General features: G+C 64.7%; 14 protein-coding genes and 1 tRNA gene. 6 read left to right on the top strand and 9 right to left on the bottom strand.

What is annotated here, in order from left to right:
• Nucleotides 1-44 precede the first annotated feature (44 nt).
• The 3 genes from F9K20_RS13130 to F9K20_RS13120 all read right to left on the bottom strand — a co-directional run bounded on the left by F9K20_RS13130 (nucleotide 45) and on the right by F9K20_RS13120 (nucleotide 5,198).
• Nucleotides 45-3,227, bottom strand: a complete 3,183-nt coding sequence (locus F9K20_RS13130; protein ID WP_291002386.1) for an efflux RND transporter permease subunit — start codon at nucleotides 3,225-3,227, stop codon at nucleotides 45-47.
• Nucleotides 3,228-3,239: 12 nt separating this feature from the next.
• Nucleotides 3,240-4,433 (bottom strand): efflux RND transporter periplasmic adaptor subunit, encoded by a 1,194-nt coding sequence (locus tag F9K20_RS13125; RefSeq protein WP_291002384.1) that lies wholly within the window; start codon nucleotides 4,431-4,433, stop codon nucleotides 3,240-3,242.
• Between the two features lie 72 nt (nucleotides 4,434-4,505).
• The gene (locus F9K20_RS13120) at nucleotides 4,506-5,198 is read right to left on the bottom strand and encodes an FMN-dependent NADH-azoreductase (RefSeq protein ID WP_291002381.1); all 693 of its coding nucleotides are present in this window, start codon (nucleotides 5,196-5,198) and stop codon (nucleotides 4,506-4,508) included.
• Nucleotides 5,199-5,321: 123 nt separating this feature from the next.
• Between F9K20_RS13120 and F9K20_RS13115 the strand changes: the two genes are divergently transcribed.
• The gene (locus tag F9K20_RS13115; RefSeq protein WP_291002378.1) at nucleotides 5,322-5,927 is read left to right on the top strand and encodes a TetR/AcrR family transcriptional regulator; all 606 of its coding nucleotides are present in this window, start codon (nucleotides 5,322-5,324) and stop codon (nucleotides 5,925-5,927) included.
• Between the two features lie 9 nt (nucleotides 5,928-5,936).
• On the opposite strand, the gene F9K20_RS13110 is transcribed toward F9K20_RS13115, so the two are convergent.
• The 3 genes from F9K20_RS13110 to F9K20_RS13100 form a co-directional block, all read right to left on the bottom strand.
• The gene (locus tag F9K20_RS13110; protein ID WP_291002375.1) at nucleotides 5,937-6,326 is read right to left on the bottom strand and encodes a tautomerase family protein; all 390 of its coding nucleotides are present in this window, start codon (nucleotides 6,324-6,326) and stop codon (nucleotides 5,937-5,939) included.
• Between the two features lie 72 nt (nucleotides 6,327-6,398).
• A complete protein-coding gene (locus tag F9K20_RS13105) occupies nucleotides 6,399-6,536 on the bottom strand; it encodes a hypothetical protein (RefSeq protein ID WP_291002372.1) in 138 nt (45 codons plus the stop codon).
• A gap of 128 nt (nucleotides 6,537-6,664) precedes the next feature.
• Nucleotides 6,665-7,951: a sorbosone dehydrogenase family protein gene (locus tag F9K20_RS13100; protein ID WP_291002369.1), complete on the bottom strand. Its 1,287-nt coding sequence runs from the start codon at nucleotides 7,949-7,951 to the stop codon at nucleotides 6,665-6,667.
• 373 nt (nucleotides 7,952-8,324) lie between these two features.
• On the opposite strand from F9K20_RS13100, the gene F9K20_RS13095 reads away from it, so the two are divergent.
• From F9K20_RS13095 to F9K20_RS13085, 3 genes are all read left to right on the top strand, one after another.
• The gene (locus F9K20_RS13095) at nucleotides 8,325-8,498 is read left to right on the top strand and encodes a hypothetical protein (RefSeq protein WP_291002366.1); all 174 of its coding nucleotides are present in this window, start codon (nucleotides 8,325-8,327) and stop codon (nucleotides 8,496-8,498) included.
• Nucleotides 8,499-8,899: 401 nt separating this feature from the next.
• Nucleotides 8,900-9,931, top strand: coding sequence for a DUF1236 domain-containing protein (locus tag F9K20_RS13090; protein WP_291002363.1), 1,032 nt, complete (start codon nucleotides 8,900-8,902; stop codon nucleotides 9,929-9,931).
• Nucleotides 9,932-10,478: 547 nt separating this feature from the next.
• Nucleotides 10,479-11,447 (top strand): glycosyltransferase family 25 protein, encoded by a 969-nt coding sequence (locus F9K20_RS13085; protein ID WP_291002360.1) that lies wholly within the window; start codon nucleotides 10,479-10,481, stop codon nucleotides 11,445-11,447.
• Nucleotides 11,448-11,520: 73 nt separating this feature from the next.
• On the opposite strand, the gene F9K20_RS13080 is transcribed toward F9K20_RS13085, so the two are convergent.
• Both F9K20_RS13080 and F9K20_RS13075 read right to left on the bottom strand, forming a co-directional pair.
• Nucleotides 11,521-11,718 carry a hypothetical protein gene (locus tag F9K20_RS13080; protein ID WP_291002358.1) on the bottom strand — a complete coding sequence of 66 codons (198 nt, stop codon included), beginning with the start codon at nucleotides 11,716-11,718 and terminating at the stop codon, nucleotides 11,521-11,523.
• A 196-nt stretch (nucleotides 11,719-11,914) separates the two neighbouring features.
• A tRNA-Arg gene (locus F9K20_RS13075) sits at nucleotides 11,915-11,991 on the bottom strand.
• A 194-nt stretch (nucleotides 11,992-12,185) separates the two neighbouring features.
• Here F9K20_RS13075 and F9K20_RS13070 point away from each other — a divergent pair.
• A complete protein-coding gene (locus tag F9K20_RS13070; protein ID WP_291002355.1) occupies nucleotides 12,186-12,752 on the top strand; it encodes a protein tyrosine phosphatase in 567 nt (188 codons plus the stop codon).
• 231 nt (nucleotides 12,753-12,983) lie between these two features.
• Nucleotides 12,984-14,726, top strand: coding sequence for an OFA family MFS transporter (locus F9K20_RS13065; protein WP_291002353.1), 1,743 nt, complete (start codon nucleotides 12,984-12,986; stop codon nucleotides 14,724-14,726).
• Nucleotides 14,727-14,746: 20 nt separating this feature from the next.
• On the opposite strand, the gene F9K20_RS13060 is transcribed toward F9K20_RS13065, so the two are convergent.
• Nucleotides 14,747-16,045 carry a hemolysin family protein gene (locus tag F9K20_RS13060; protein WP_291002350.1) on the bottom strand — a complete coding sequence of 433 codons (1,299 nt, stop codon included), beginning with the start codon at nucleotides 16,043-16,045 and terminating at the stop codon, nucleotides 14,747-14,749.
• Between the last annotated feature and the right edge of the window lie 179 nt (nucleotides 16,046-16,224).

Below are 16,224 nucleotides of genomic sequence, written 5' to 3'. Positions count from 1 at the left end.
CCCGATCTGCACGGGCCATGTCGCTCTCCCTGACGTTGCGCCCATTACTCGGCCGGCTGGACGCTGCCCGGCGGCTCTGCTGGCGCCCGCCGCAGGCGGCGCGTGAAAAGTCCGCCCACCCAGCGGCAGGTGACGTAGAACACCGGCGTGAAGATGAGGCCGAAGAACGTGACGCCGATCATGCCGGCGAACACGGCGGTGCCGAGCGCCTGGCGCAGCTCGGCGCCGGCACCCACCGCCCACACCAGCGGCACGACGCCCAGGATGAACGCCAGCGACGTCATGAGAATAGGCCGCATGCGCAGTCGCGCCGCCTCCGTCGCTGCCTCCCACCTGTTGCGTCCCCCGTCCTCGAGCTGCGACGCGAACTCGACGATCAGAATGGCGTTCTTGGCGGCCAATCCGATGAGCACGATGAAGCCGACTTGGGTGAGAATGTTGTTGTCCATCCCGCGCATGATCACGCCGGTGATCGAGGCGATGAGGCTCATCGGCACGATGAGGATGACTGCGAGCGGCAGCGTCAGGCTCTCGAACTGGGCGGCGAGCACGAGAAACACGAACACGACGCCGAGCGCAAACGCGAACGCTGCGGTGTTGCCGGCGCGGATCTGCTGGTAGGCGAGCTCGGTCCATTCATAGCCGAAGCCCTGCGGCAGCGTCTCTGCCGCTAGCTTCTGCATGAGATCGATCGCCTGCCCCTGCGAATAACCAGGCGCCGCCGCGCCGTCGAGCTCCGCCGCCGGATAGAGGTTGTAGCGCGGAACGCGCGATGGCGCCGAAATGTCGTGCACCGTCGTGAAGCTACCGAGCGGCACCGTGTCGCCAGCCGAATTACGCACGCGAAGCTTGAGCACGTCCTTGGTCTCGGCGCGGTAAGCGCTGTCGGCTTGCGCCGTCACACGGAACGTACGGCCGAGCAGGTTGAAGTCGTTGACGTAGGCCGAGCCGAGATAGGTCTGCAGCGCAGTGAACACATCCGTCACGTTGATGCCGAGCATCTGCGCCTTGACGCGATCGATGTCGAGATAGAGCTGCGGCGTTGCGTTCTCGAACAAGGAGAAGACCTGCTGCAGGCCCGGCGTCTGGTTCGCCTTCGCCATCATCGCGAAGACGGCCTGTTGCAGCGCTCCCGGGCCCGCCCCGGCGCGATCCTGGATCATCATGCGGAAGCCGCCGGCGTTGCCGATGCCGCGCACCGGCGGCGGCGCGACGACGAGCACCATCGCGTCCTGGATGGCCGAGAATTTCCCCAGGAGTGCCTTTTGAATGGCCTGCGCCGACTGGTTGGGGTCCTTCGCCCGCTCCTCGAACGGCTTCAGCACCACGAACACGGCTCCGGCGTTGGGTGCGTTGGTGCGCGTGGCGCCGGAAAAGCCGACGATGTTCACGGCGTGCGCGACGCCCGGCACCTGTAGCGCCAGCTCGACGGCACGCCGATTGACTTCGTCGGTGCGCGCCAGCGAGGCGGCGGGCGGCAGCTGCGTGACGGTGATGAGGTAACCGCCATCGACCGCCGGAATGAAGCCGATCGGAGTCTTGCGGAACTCGTTCATGCCGTAGGCGATGACGCCGACGTAGACGACCAGCATGATGACCGCCAGCCGCACCAGCCGTCCGACCACCCGGCCATAGGCGTTGGAAAGCTTGTCGAAGCTCCAGTTGAAGACAGCGAAGAAGGCGCGCAGTGGCCACAAGTACCAGGCCGTGCGATGGCTTTCGCCGTGCGGCTTGAGGAGCAGCGCGCACAGCGCCGGCGACAGCGTCAGCGACACGATCAGCGAGATGATCGTTGCGCCGGCGATGGTCAGCGCGAACTGCCGGTAGAACTGGCCGGAGATGCCGGTAATGAAGGCCGAGGGTACGAACACCGCGGTGAGCACCAGGGCGATGGCGACCAGCGCCGCGCCCACCTCTTCCATGGTGCGGTAGGCCGCCTCGCGCGGGCTCAGCCCCTTCGCCATGTTGCGCTCGACGTTCTCGACGACGACGATGGCATCGTCGACGACGATGCCGATCGCCAGCACCAGTCCGAACAGCGACAGGTTGTTGAGCGAAAATCCGAACGCCGCCAAAAGGAAGAACGTGCCGATGAGCGACACGGGGATGGCCACGATGGGAATGATCGCCGCGCGCCACGTCTGCAGGAACAGCACCACGACGAGGACGACGAGGAGCACCGCTTCGAGGATCGTGGTCACGACCGCGTCGACCGACTGCTGAATGAAGTCAGTCGGGTTGTAGATGATGTCGTACTTGAGTCCGGCCGGAAAGCTCTTCGACAGCTCGGCCATCGTCTCCTTTATCTTCTCCGCCGTGTCGATGGCGTTCGAGCCGGGCAGCTGGAAGACGCCGAGACCGGTGGCCGGGTTCTTGTCGAGGTAGGAGTTGACGCCGTAGTCGAGCGCGGCTAGCTCGACGCGCGCGACATCCTTCAGCCGCACCACCGCATCGTTGCTTTGCTTGACGACGATTTCGCCGAACTGATTGGGGTCAGCGAGGCGCCCCAGCGTCTGCACCGAGATCTGGAACGCCCCCGGCTGCGTCACAGGCGGCTGATTGAGGATGCCGGCCGCTACCTGCACGTTCTGACGCTGCAGCGCGCTCGTCACGTCGTTGGCGGTAAGGCCGAGCGACTGCAGCCGGTCGGGATCGAGCCATACGCGCATCGAGTAGTCGCGGCTGCCGAACACCGTGATCGAGCCGACGCCTTGGATGCGGCTCAGCACGTCGACGACGTTGACGCTGGCGTAGTTGGAGATGAACAGCGTGTCACGCGACTGGTCGGGCGAATATAAGTGCACGACCATCATCAGGTCGGGCGAGGCCTTGGCCACCGTCACGCCGATGTTGCGCACGTCCGCCGGCAGTCGCGGTTGCGCGACCGCCACCCGGTTCTGCACCTGCACCTGAGCGGTATCGAGGTCGGTTCCGAGGTCGAACGTCACCGAGATCGTGAAGCGCCCGTCGACCGTCGAGTTCGACGAGATGTAGAGCATGCGCTCGACGCCGTTGATCTGCTGCTCTAGCGGCGCAACGACGGTGTTGGCGACGACCTCGGCGCTGGCGCCCGGATATTGACCGGTGACGTTGACGACCGGCGGAGCGATATCCGGATACTGCGCGATCGGCAGTCGGCCCAACGCCACCGCGCCTACGATCACGAAGATGATCGAGATCACGCTGGCGAAAATCGGCCGGTCGATGAAGAAGTGCGACAGTCGCATCGCGGCGTGCCCTTAGTTGGTGCGGATGGACGAGGTCGCGCGAATGCTGCCCGCCTCGGCCGCGACTTGCTCCGGCGTCACCTTGGCGCCCGGACGCACGCGCATCAGGCCGTTCACGATGATGGTGTCGTCCGCTTGCAGCCCCTGCACGACGCGCATTCCGTCAACGACCTGGCCGAGAGTAACGTACTTCGGCGTCGCCACGTTATCGGGGCTCAGCACATAGACGAACTTGCGCACCTGCTCCGTGCCGATGGCGGAATCCGGCACGAGTAGCGCAGTCGCGGGCGCGGAGGTGGCGATCTGGATGCGCCCGAACATACCCGGAGTCAGACGGCCGTCGGTGTTGGCGAACAGGGCGCGGCCGCGAATAGTGCCTGACGAGCGGTCGATCGTGTTGTCGACGAAGTCGATGGTGCCTTCGTGCGTAAAGGCATCCTCGTCGATCAGCTTGAGACGAACAGGAAGCGACATGCCGCGGTTCGCGGCGCTCGAGGCCGCGCTGCTGGCCATACGCAGGTAGCGCAGGTACGACGCTTCATCCATGGTGAACTCGAAACGGATTGGATCGATCGAGGCGATGGTCGCCAGAAGCGTGGTGCTACCCGTCGACCCGCCCGACACGAGGTTGCCGATCGAGACGCGCCGGTCGCCGATGCGCCCGGAGATCGGTGCCTTGAGCTCGGTGAAGCTCAGATCGAGCTCGGCCTGCTCGACCGCAGCCTGTTGCGATGTCACGGCAGCCGCGGCGACCCGCGATGCCTGCAAGCGCTGATCGAGCGCCTGCTGGGTGATGGTCGTGCCCGTGCGCAGGCTTTCGCCGCGCTTCAAATCACTTTCGGCGAAGGCGAGGTTGGCTTTCGCTTGCTCTACGGCGGCCTTGGCCTGCTCGAGCACGGTCTGGAACGGTCGCCGGTCGATGGTGAACAGCGGATCGCCCTGCTTGACGATCTGGCCGTCCTTGAAGTGGATCTTCTCGAGATAGCCCGACACGCGCGCGCGCACCTCGACGTAGTCGAAGGCAACGAACCGCCCAACGTACTCGTCGCGCTCCGTCACCATCTTCTGCACCGGCTTGGCGACGCTGACTTGCGGCGGAGGAGGCGGCGCGCCCTGCGCCTCCGTCTGGGCTTCCCCGCATCCCGCCAGCAGCGCAGCGACAAGCGACAAAGGAACGGCAAGGCGGGCAATCGGTAAGATAGGCATAGGTATCCGTTGGATGTGTTGGAAGCGCGCTTGCGTTCCCGGTGCGATGAGAATGCGTCGTGTAACGGTCGGCTACGCGGCAGCGAGGACACCGGCGACGGCCGCTGCCCGCCGCATGGCGGCATCGACGGCCCGCTCGGCAAACTCCGGCCCCAGCGCCATGCCCTCGAGAATGATCGACTGCACGTCAGTGATGCCGATGAAATCGAGGACCGAGCGCAAATAGCTTTCGTCGTGCTGGAACGAGCGCAGCGGGCCGCCCGAATAGATCCCGCCGCGAGACAATACGAGGATGGCGCGGCGTCCGCGCAGCAGCCCCTGCGAGCCGGTGTTGGTATAACGGAACGTCCGTCCAGGGCAGACGACGTGGTCGATCCACGCCTTCAAAGTCGACGGCACCCCGAAATTGATCATGGACGCGGCGATGACGATCGCGTCGGCGGCGAACAGCTCGTCGATCAGCGCATCCGAGCGCTCAACTTGCGCGCGCTGGCGGTCGGTGCGCGCGCCTGCGATGGACCGGGTAGCGGTGACGAAGTCCTCGTCGATATGCGGAAGGGGATTGCGTGCAAGATCGCGAATCGTGACGGTGGCGTCTGGATAGACTTGACGCAGCTCCCGCAACACCCGCATAGCCACAAGGCTCGAATAGGAGGTGTCACGCCGGGGGCTGCTCGTCAGGCACAGGATATTGCGTCTCGCCTCGTCCGGCCTCAAACCATCCGGGTGCGTGGCTTTGTGCTGCACGGTGCTGGCTGGCTGCATGATATACTCGCGGGATTTGGTGCGGTGCGGCGAAACTAAGAGCATGACAGCGTCCGCACACTGTGTTACTGACCGGTAACTCCCTCTCGTATACTGACCGGTCACACCCTATGTCAAGAGGCCATGGTAAGCACCATTAACCGCACAGCAGAACCCGCACAGCCGCCACCCCGCGAGCGCATTCTCGCGGCCGCTAGGGAGCTATTTTACCGCCATGGCATCCGCGCCGTGGGTGTCGAAGCCATCGCAGAGGCCGCGGCCACGAACAAAATGACGCTCTATCGTCACTTTGGTTCCAAGGACGAGCTGATCGCCGCCTATCTCAACCAGCTTGCCAAGGAGGGGGATGACGTCTGGGAGGCCCTGGCGCGTGAGCATCCCGGCGATGCGAATGCCCAGCTCGAGGGGTGGGTGCGATACGTCGAGAAGGTCCTCACTGACGGCGGCGAACGTGGTTGCGCCATCGCCAATGCGGCGGTCGAGATGCGCGAGCTCGACCACCCGGCACGAAAGATCATCGACGACTATAAGACGCGTAAGCGCAACCGCCTCGTCGCCCTCTTCCGCGAAGCCGGCTATGAAGACCCCGACCAACTCGCCGACGAAGTCTTTCTGCTATTCGAGGGCGCGCGCATTTCGCTCCAGTGCTGCTCCAGCGGTCCCGCTTCGCGCGTTGTGCGCATGCTGCGCTCGCTGCTCGCTGAGCACGCCCCCAAGCCCCGCGAATAGTGTCGCGAGCTAGAGGTCGCCGTCTAAGAACTGCGCCCGCCCGAGGCCAAACGACCAGTCCTCGTCGGTGTTCTCGACCATCGATACCATGACGTCGGACGCAGCGATTCCGCAGCTCTTCTGCAGCTCCTCGACGAGGAACCGGTAAAATCGCTGCTTCGCCTCTTTGCCGCGCGGGCGAGTGATCACCTGCACCACAACAATGTTCCTCGTGCGCGGGATGCCGAGACCGGTATCCTCGACGACCATGCGCGATGCCTTGTGCTCGTTGACGATCTGATAGCGATCGCGCGCCGGGACGTTGAAGGCGGCGAGCATCGCCCGGTGCGCGGCGTCGAGCAGCGTCTTTATCTCAGTGTCGGTGCGGCCTTCGATGAGGTCGAAGCGGAGGAGCGGCATAGGCTGGTTACCTGGCGGCTTGTGAAGCCGCCCTGTGTAGGCCCTGCACCCCACAGAAACAACCACCCTAGGTCAGCGGAGGACCTGCGCGATCGTCTCCGGGGAAGGCAGCGAGGGGCTGTAGTACTCCTCGCCTGCCTCGGTCCAGTAATTGGTCGCGCTTGAGAGCAACAGCTGCGAATAGAGGAAGGGCAAAAAGAAGAGCGGCATCTTGCGAACTCCACTTCTGTGTCGCTGCACAACCACTACCGCTCACGCGACGTTCCCGCTGTGCCACGCGGCACACCTGGAACGCCATGCACGCCCTGCATGGGCGCAGCTTTCCGCTTGTAGAACGCTTACTGAGATGCCGCGCGAGGTATCGCCGGCGCGCCAGCGGCCGGCGTCACGCGCCACACGCGGCCGCCCACGTCATCGGCAACGAGCAGCGCCCCCGTCTTGTCTACCGCAACGCCCACAGGGCGACCTTGCGCGTTGCCCTCGCCGTCGACGAAACCGATGAGCACGTCCTTCGGCGGTCCGGACGGGCGCCCGTTGGCGAATGGCACGAAGGTCACCTTGTAGCCGGCGCGCGGCTCGCGATTCCACGAGCCGTGCAGGCCGATGAATGCGCCACCGCGATAGTCTTCGGGCAATAGGGTGCCTTCGTAGAACGTCAGCCCGAGTGCCGCGCTGTGCGCACCGAGGCCGTAGTCGGGCGCGATCGCCGTGGCGACGAGGTCGGGCTTCTGCTCCTTGACGCGCGTATCGACGTGCTGGCCCCAGTAGCTGTAGGGCCAGCCGTAGAAGCCGCCGTCCTTCACCGAGGTCAGGTAGTCGGGGACGAGGTCGTTGCCGAGCTCGTCGCGCTCATTGACGACGGTCCACAATTGACCTGTCGTCGGCTCCCAGGCCATGCCGTTGGGATTGCGCAGCCCGGAGGCGAAGATCCGCTTCTTGCCCGTCTCCAAGTCGATCTCCCAAATGGCGGCGCGACCCTCCTCCTTGTCGAGGCCGTTTTCGCCGACGTTGCTGTTGGAGCCGACGGTTGCGTAAAGCCGCTTGCCGTCGCGGCTGGCAATGATGTTCTTCGTCCAATGGTGATTGAGCCGACCGGCGGGGAGATCGGTCACCTTGACCCCGGCGCCGATGATCTCGCCATCCTTGTAGGGAAAGCGCAGCACGGCATCGGTGTTGGCGACATAGAAGCTGTCGCCGATGAGTGCCATGCCGAACGGGGAGTTGAGCCCGTCGAGGAACACTTCATCGACCTCCGCCACACCGTCGCCGTCGGCATCGCGCAGCAACCGGATGCGGTTGGCGCTTTTCGCCGGACCGGTGGCACGCCGCATGAAGAGCTTCATGAACCAGCCTTTGATGCCCTTGCCGTCCTCCGGCTTCGGCGGCGCGTTCGTCTCGGCGACCAGAATGTCGCCGTTGGGCAGCGTGTAGAGCCAGCGCGGATGCTCGAGGCCCGTCGCCAATGCCATCACGCTCAATCCGTCCGCAGGCGCCGGCTTGGCACCGTCGCGCCAGCTCGTCGCCGGGGCGATGTTGACGGTCGGAAACAGTGAATACTGCGGCTCAGGCAGCTTCGGGTTTGGCCCAAAGCCCGGCTGCTCTTGCGCATGGGCCGAACTGCTCACGGCTAGGACAGCGGCGACTATAGATGCGACTGCTGTGCGCATATGGACCTCAGCAAAGTTTGTGAACCCTGAGAACCGATCCGCGCGCTGCTCGTTAGGCAAACACGCGCCGGAAGGCGAGGTTCCGATCCTTGTAGCCGGTATGGGTGAGCTTGCGTGCAAATGCCTGGCGCGTGGCGAGCTTCCTCAACGAGAATGTCCGGGAGATCGTTAGCAATTCGCAACGCCGCTGATATGTGTTGCAGCATTCCTGCTTTGCCGGCCATGAATAGCGGATGTTGTGCGTTGTTCAGCAGGGCAGACTGGCGATATATCTCTCGCCGATGGCGCGCGTTGCCTCACGCCGCCCGAGGTCGGGCACGAGGAGCCTCGCATGACGAGAGAGCAGGTCGAAAAGGCGCTGAGCGAGATGGAGCGGCTGCGGGAAGCGTCGCGGCTCGCCGATGATATCGAAGAGCAGCGCCGGTATGCGAACGACTACCATCGCCTGTGGCGCAAGGTGCGCCCGTACGTCGAGGGCGAGCAGCCTTACAGCGACGATAAGTAGGCTCTCTGGCTAGTGCCGCACGCGCGGCCTCGGCGGCTGTGAAGCCGGCAATCAAGCTGCTGGCGGGGTGACGCTCGCCCGCTCGTCCACCGACGAAGACCAGCTTCTCTTTGAGGCAATCAACTCACGGCGATCCATTTGGTTCACCGCCCGCGCGCCAACTAAGCACTGGTCAGCAGGCCGCGCCCGGGAACACTTAATCGGCACACTCCGTTGGCGTCTCGAGTTCGCATGATGCGTGCTCTCTTGTTGCGAATGGAGACGTCAAGATGAGAACAACAATGACGCTAGTCGCGACGCTCATGCTCAGCGCCATGGGCTGCGCGTACGCACAAGGAGGGCCAGACGGCAGGATGGGCGGGCCAGCCCCCGGCGGTCCGGGAGTTGAAGGACCAGCGGGAATGGGGGGCGGGCCGGACCTAGGTGGTCCTGCAGCGCCGGCGGAGCGAGCCGGCCCGAGCGCGGGTGGCGGCGGGGACAGTCCCGCGGTTGAGCCCGGACCCGCGCGCGAAGCAACCGAAACGCCGCCGGCGCGCCGCTCGGCCGAAGGCCCGGCTGGCGATAGAGGTGAACGTCAACGGGATGCCGACGACTCCGATCGTGGTGGAGACGCTGGCAATAGGGCTAAGGCGCGGGCCGAGCGCGAGGCCGACGAGGAGCGTGCGAAGGCGGACGACACGCGTCCGTCGAAGAGGGCCGCCGAGCGCGCCAAGCTCGACGGGAAGCCGGACGAGGACGATGCTCAGGCGCGCACCAAGGACAAGGTCAAGGACGCGGCCAAGCAGACGGAGGATAAGGAGGATAAGGAGGCGCAGGATAGCGTCACCGGAAAGGATGCCGACACGGCTGCCCCTACCGACAAGTCGGAGCGCGTCAAGCAGGTCGAGCTCTCGGATGACAAGCGCGACCGCGTGCAGAGCGCCTTCCGCGACAAGACCGACGCAAAGCACCACACCGACGTCGACATCGATATATCGATCGGGCGCCGCCTGCCGCGCCACTGGCACTTCGTCCCTGTGCCTATCGCGGTTATCGATATCGTCCCCGAGTATCGGGACTACGTGTACGTCTGGGTCGAGGACGAATACGTCATCTGCGACCCCGATACCTACGAGGTCGTCGCCGTCATTCCGGCCACCCCGCGGCGACATGCGGCGGCTGGGTCCGGCGGCAGGTGCTCGACCGACATCCACCTTAGCGCGGACGAGCGCGAGCTCATCTTGGGATCGGTCCGCCTCGGACGTGAGGTCGACGTCGCGGATCTGCGGGTCGGCTGGAGCGTGCCGAGCGATATCGAGCTTGAAGAGTTCCCCGAACCGGTGCTCTCGGAGGCGGATGAGTTGGGCCCGTGCCGGTACTTCGTCGCCGACGACCAGCTCGCTATTGTCGACCCGGCCGAGGACAAGGTCGTCCTCCTCATCGACAAAAGCTGAGCGGGGAGTCGGGAAGGGTGCTTGGCCCCTCTCGCTAGCTAGTCAGCGCAAGATCCGAGCGGCGACACGCATGGTTTTGGGCCGCACGCCTAATGCATCGCCCGCGCTGCAATAATACTCACCGAGTGCGGTGCAAGTATTCTTCGCGAGACACCACGCCCACCAAGTAAAGCCCAAAGTCCTTATGTTCCAGAACATTGCCCGCAACGTGTGGAAGGGAGAATTGAACAGACATACGTCTAAAATACTGCGCCGCATGGCCCCGCACCCCGGTCATTATCGTCTCGCCCAGGACTAGAGGCTGGCCGCCAGGGGCGCGAGTGCATCGAATCACATATCCGCCGTTTGTTGAAAGTTCTGCACAGAATCGGCAGTCGGCCACCCAAGTAGCGCCGCATCGGCGTGCGAGGCAGCTGCGCAACAATTAGGCAGGGAAGCTCGGCGCCCGATAGAACCTGCTCGCCTAACGGATATTCACGATGCTAGAACATCAAGCCTGAGCGCTCGTGCGGCAGTTCTTGTATCCGCGTAAGTGGAGTTGTCGTGTATGCTTGTTGAACCCGCAGCCAGGCTCCCTCGCGACGCCGCCCGCGACGGCTGGGATGCCTGGAATGCGCAAGCGTCCCGCGCTCTCAATCTGAATGCGATTCCAACCTTTTACATCAACCGAGAGGTTGACGAGGCGCGGCGGATCGCGATCCGTCAGTATCTACGCCTGGCCGAGCTTCCCGCCGAGCGGGTTGTCGGCGTAGAGGGTCTGTCAGTTCCTGCACAGCTCAAGGATTTTTTCTTCACGGACGGCAAGCTGCACTCGCAGCTGAAGCCCGGCGAGGTTGGCTGCTACGCCAGTCACCTAACGGCAATGCAATCGATCGTCGAACGCGACTTGGACTACGCGCTTATCCTCGAAGACGATGCCGTACTTCCTGCCAACATGCGCGAGATCATCGCCAATGTGCTCGATAACCTGCCGGCCGGCTGGGACATCGTCCACATTTGTCAGGACAGCAACCGCGCGGTGAAGCCGATCGCCGAGCTCGACGACAGCCGCCGCATCGTCCGCTATTCGCGCGTGCCTGAAACGACCACCGGTTATCTCGTCAGCCGCACGGGGGCGAAAAGATTTCTGTGCCCGCTCAAGAGGTACTGGCCGGTTGACACCGATTTCCGGCAGCCTTGGCGGTTTGGCCTCGAGATCTTCGGTGTCGCGCCGCGGATCGTCAGTTCCAGTGCGGCGTTCGCCTCGTCCATCCATGGCCTCGGCAACCGTGCACGCCAACGCCGTGGCCTGCCAATGCCGTCGCGCCATTGCTGGACCGGCAATCCGTTGCACACGCCGCAAGGAGTCGTCTTCAACGTCCGAACCCTTGGCCCGGCGGCGTGGGCGGTTTGCACCGCGTACAATGCGGCGCGGAGGCTCGTCGCCGCGTTGGGGCTGCGTCCCCTAATGCGCAGGCTTCAACTCCATCAGCTGAGCTCGCGTATCGTCGGCAAGGTGGTGCTGCGGTTGCCCTAGCGCCGATCGACGAAGTTGCCTGACGAACCCTTGCGGGCGGCGAAATCGACGCCCGATGCGTCGCGCCGCGAAGTCAGCGTGGGATCACTGGATCAATCGATGCGGCGAAGCCGATGATCAGTTCCGCCAACTCGTGCGGCCGATCGAGCGGCAGGAAATGTCCCCCGCCCGCAACCGTCGCCGTCGCGGCACCGGGAACAAGACGGCTATCACGCTCCCGCTCGGACGGCTTCGCCCAGTCGCAGTCCCCCCAGACAATCAGCACCGGCACGTTTATGCGGCCATAGTCCTTCGTCGCCCGCTCCCAAGTCGGCGCGTTGCGCAGCAGGCTGAGAAATGCGCGATAATGCCCGCAAGCGGCGTGCGTAGGTCGAAAGGGAACAGACAGCGGCCAAAATTCAGAATGAGCCCAAGAAAAGCGCTTCAGAATGAAGGCAGCAGCGCGCTCATAAGGAATTGAAACAAGGTGGCGATCCCGGCAGGATTCGAACCTGCGACCCTCTGCTTAGAAGGCAGATGCTCTATCCAACTGAGCTACGGGATCCCTTGCTGGCCACCTATATCATGGTAGCCCTACCGCACGGTGAGTGACGTGGATAAGCCGCCCGCGTCGGGCTGGCAAGCCACTGAGTTGCCAGGAACTACGCCCTGTACACGACCACGAACGCCGGCTTCTTGAAACGGTCATGGTTCGCTGGCACACCCCGCCTAAGCATTGGAAACCAGAAAGATTCGATCATGCAGCTTAAGCCCTCCGCCTCTGTCCACGTCTGCGCGCTGAGGCACATCCCGGAGGTCCTCGAGCATAGCGGCGCACGCCATCTCATCAGCGCCATCAATGCCGAACTTGCCCCTCTCACACCCGCCGGTGTGGCGCCCGAGCGGCATCTGCGACTGGATATGCACGACATCGTCGAGGAGCGGGACGGCGCCATTGCCCCCGCCGAGCAGCACGTCGGCCAGCTGATCGAGTTCGTCCGCGGCTGGGACCGGCGGGCGCCGCTGCTCATCCACTGCTACGCCGGCCTCAGCCGCTCCACCGCCACCGCCTTCATTACCCTGTGTGCGCTCAATCCGCAGGCACCCGAGCGAGCCATTGCCCTGGCGTTGCGGCGTGCCTCCGACACGGCCGTGCCCAACCGGCGCTTCGTCGCGCTGGCCGACACGTTCCTCAAACGCGAGGGACGCATGCTCGCGGCCCTCGATGGCATGGGCCCCAACCGGCTCGCCGCCGAGTGCATCCCCTTCCGCGTCGACGGCCATCATGCCCCGCATACGGCGCTGAGCAGCGAGCGGGCGGCATAAAGTACGCGCGCCAATAGTCCGTTAGCGGCACAGTGAGGAAGCGGGGCGCCAGGCGCCCCGCACGCGGATCCGCGTTTGCCCCCTCTGGCGGGCATGGCATTCGCCGGCACCCCATCCCGCCTACCAGATTCGTTGATCGTGACGGCAAACCCATGCCAAGAAAGGGAGAAGAGCGGCGGCGCCAGGCGCCAGCCGCCGCAAAAATGGGACTTCGGGGGAAGGGAACGCACCATGGCCAGCACTGTAACCGCGGAGGAAGTCGGCGCGCCGCTGCTCTCCCGAGAGCGCATCATTGCCAAACCCGGCTTCAACCGCTGGCTCGTCCCGCCCGCCGCACTATGCATCCATCTGTGCATCGGCATGGCCTACGGGTTTTCGGTGTTCTGGAAGCCGTTGCAGGGCGCCCTCCTCGGTGCCGACGGCAAGCCGCTGCCCGAATGCTCGGCCGGCGCCGTCACCTTCACCGAAAAGTCGATCGGCACCCTGCACGCCCTGACCGCCACCGACTGCAATTGGAGCCAGTTCGATCTCGGCTGGATGTTTACGTTCTTCTTCCTGCTGCTCGGCATCTCCGCGGCGATTTGGGGCGGGTGGCTGGAGCGCGTAGGTCCGCGCAAGGCGGGCCTCGTCTCGGCGCTGTGCTGGTGCGGCGGCCTGCTCATCGGCGCGCTCGGCGTTTACATCCACCAGCTGTGGCTGATGTGGCTCGGCGCCGGCGTCATCGGCGGCATCGGTCTCGGCCTCGGTTATATCTCGCCGGTATCGACGCTCATCAAATGGTTCCCGGACCGGCGCGGCATGGCGACCGGCATGGCCATCATGGGCTTCGGCGGCGGCGCCATGATCGGCTCGCCGCTCGCCGCCATCCTGATGAACGGCCTCAGCGGCGGCGCCTATTCGATCGGCGACTTTTCCTTCGAGTGGAGCGGCTTCCGCTCGGCAACCGACGTCGGCGTGTGGCAGACCTTCGTTGCCATGGCGGCCATCTATTTCGCTTTCATGCTGATCGGCGCTTTCGGCTATCGCCTGCCGCCCGCCGGCTGGAAACCCGAGGGATGGACGCCGCCGGCCAACGGCAACCGCATGATCACCTCCAACAACGTACACCTCAAGGATGCACACAAGACCCCGCAGTTCTGGCTGTTGTGGATCATCCTGACCATGAACGTGTCGGCGGGCATCGGCATTATCGGCGCTGCTTCCCCGATGCTGCAGGAGACCTTCGGCGGCGCGTTGGCCGGCAGCCCGGATATCGGCTACCTCGAGCTCAAGAAGAATGCGGCTCTGCTGGCAAAAGCAGCGGCGGTCGGCGCCGGCTTCGTCGGTCTCATCTCCCTGTTCAACATCTTCGGCCGCTTTGCCTGGGCCTCGTCCTCCGACCACCTCGGGCGCAAGACCACCTACTTCATCTTCTTCGTCCTCGGCGCCGCGCTTTATGTGCTGGCCTCGTTCGCGGCCGAGTGGAAGCTCCTGGCGGTGTTCGTGGGCGCGATCTGCATCATCGCCTCCATGTACGGCGGCGGCTTCGCGACCATACCGGCGTACCTAGCCGACATGTTCGGCACCCAGTTCGTGGGCGCCATCCACGGACGGCTTCTCACCGCCTGGTCGACGGCGGGCATCGTCGGGCCCGTCATCGTCAACTACATGCACGACACGCGCCAGGCCGCCGGCATCGCGCCCGACCAGATCTACGGACCCATCTTTTACACTCTGGCTGGGCTCCTGGTCGTTGGCTTCATCGCCAATCTTCTCGTACACCCCGTCAACCACAAATGGCACATGAGCGAGGCTGACGTCGCCGCCGAGCTGGCCAAGTTGCATGAGGCGACGGGTCCCGTGAGAACCGGCTCTTACGGCATCGGCATGGGCGGCATCACCTTCAAGTCCACCTTGTTCTGGCTGCTCGTCGGCATCCCGCTCGCCTGGGGAATCTGGAACACCGTCGAGAAGGCGCTTGTGCTCTTCCAGTGACGCTGGGGCTCCGCCGACGCTCAGGCCTGTCGGCGGCGCAGCGCCTGAATGCGCGTGGCGAGCACCTTGTCGATGCGGCGGCCGTCGAGGTCGACGACCTCGAAGCGCCAGCCGAACGCAGCGACGGATTCCCCTGTCACGGGAAGATGATGCAGGAGCGCCAGCACGAAGCCGGCAACAGTCTGGTAGTCTCGGCTCCCGGGCAGCGTGATCTCCAGCATTTCCGCCATTTCGTCGGCCGGCATCGCGCCGGAGAGAATCCATGAGCCGTCGTCCCTCTCGACTGCATAGGGCTCGCGACCCTCGGCATCGGAATGAAAGACGCCGGCAATGGCCTCGAGTATGTCCGCCGGCGTGACGAGGCCTTCGAAATTCCCATACTCGTCGTGGATCAGAGCCATGGGTACCGGCGCCTCGCGCAGCACTTGCAGCACGTCGAGCGCATCCATGGTCTCCGGAATGATGGGGGCTTGGCGCGCGTGGCCGCGCACGTCGAGCGGTTTGTCGGCAAGGAGCGCAGCGAGCAGCTCGCGCGTCTGCACGACGCCGATCATTGCGTCGGGCGAGCCTTCGCCGACCGGCAGGCGCGAGTGACCGGTACTGATCAGCCGCGCCCGGATGTCGGCCTCGTCAGAGGCCAGGTCGATCCAATCGACGTCGGTGCGCGGCGTCATAAGGCCGAGGACGGCGCGATCGCCCAGGCGCAACACGCCGGCAATCATCTGCCGCTCGTCGCTCTCCAAGACGCCGGCGCTCTCGGCCTCGGCTACGAGCGTCTTGATCTCCTCTTCGGTGACCGCCGCGGCCGGCTGCGGCGCTTGCCCCGTCAAGCGCAGGACGAGCTTGGTCGAGCTATCGAGCAGCCACACCAAGGGAGAACCAACGCGCGCGAGAACGGTCATCATCGGCGCGACGGCACAGGCTATGGCTTCGGCATTGCGCAGCGCCAAGTTCTTCGGAACCAGCTCGCCGATGATCAGCGACAGGTAGGTGATGGCAACGATGACGACGCCAAGCCCCAGCGCCTCGGCCACATCGCGTGGCAGGCCACGCGCGATCAGATAATCCTCCAGCTCGATGCCGAGCGTCGCGCCCGAGAAGGCGCCGGCGAGGATGCCGACGAGGGTTATGCCGATTTGCACCGTGGACAAGAACCGGCCGGGATCGTCGGCGAGCGCGAGCGCGCTTCTCGCCCCCTTGCGCCCGGCTTTGGCGAGAGCCCTCAGCTTTGCGCGGCGCGCCGAGACGATCGCCAGCTCGGACAGAGCGAACACGCCGTTCAAGACGACGAGGCACAGGACGATGAAGATTTCGAGCACGGACCTCGCAGGCCGACTCGTATAGCGGCCGGGCCTCTCCTAGTGGGGGTGCAGACAACACCAGAACGCCGCCCATCCGTCAATGACCCGCAGCAAGCGCGAATGCGCTAGCGAGCCGGTTCGAAGCCCAGCGCTCGAGTTCTAGCTCACCGCAAAGCCCGAAGACGCCACATTCTCAG

Origin of the sequence: Hyphomicrobium sp. (assembly GCF_009026145.1) — a bacterium.
GTDB lineage: Bacteria > Pseudomonadota > Alphaproteobacteria > Rhizobiales > Hyphomicrobiaceae > Hyphomicrobium_A.
This window is presented reverse-complemented; position numbering and strand designations above follow the sequence as displayed.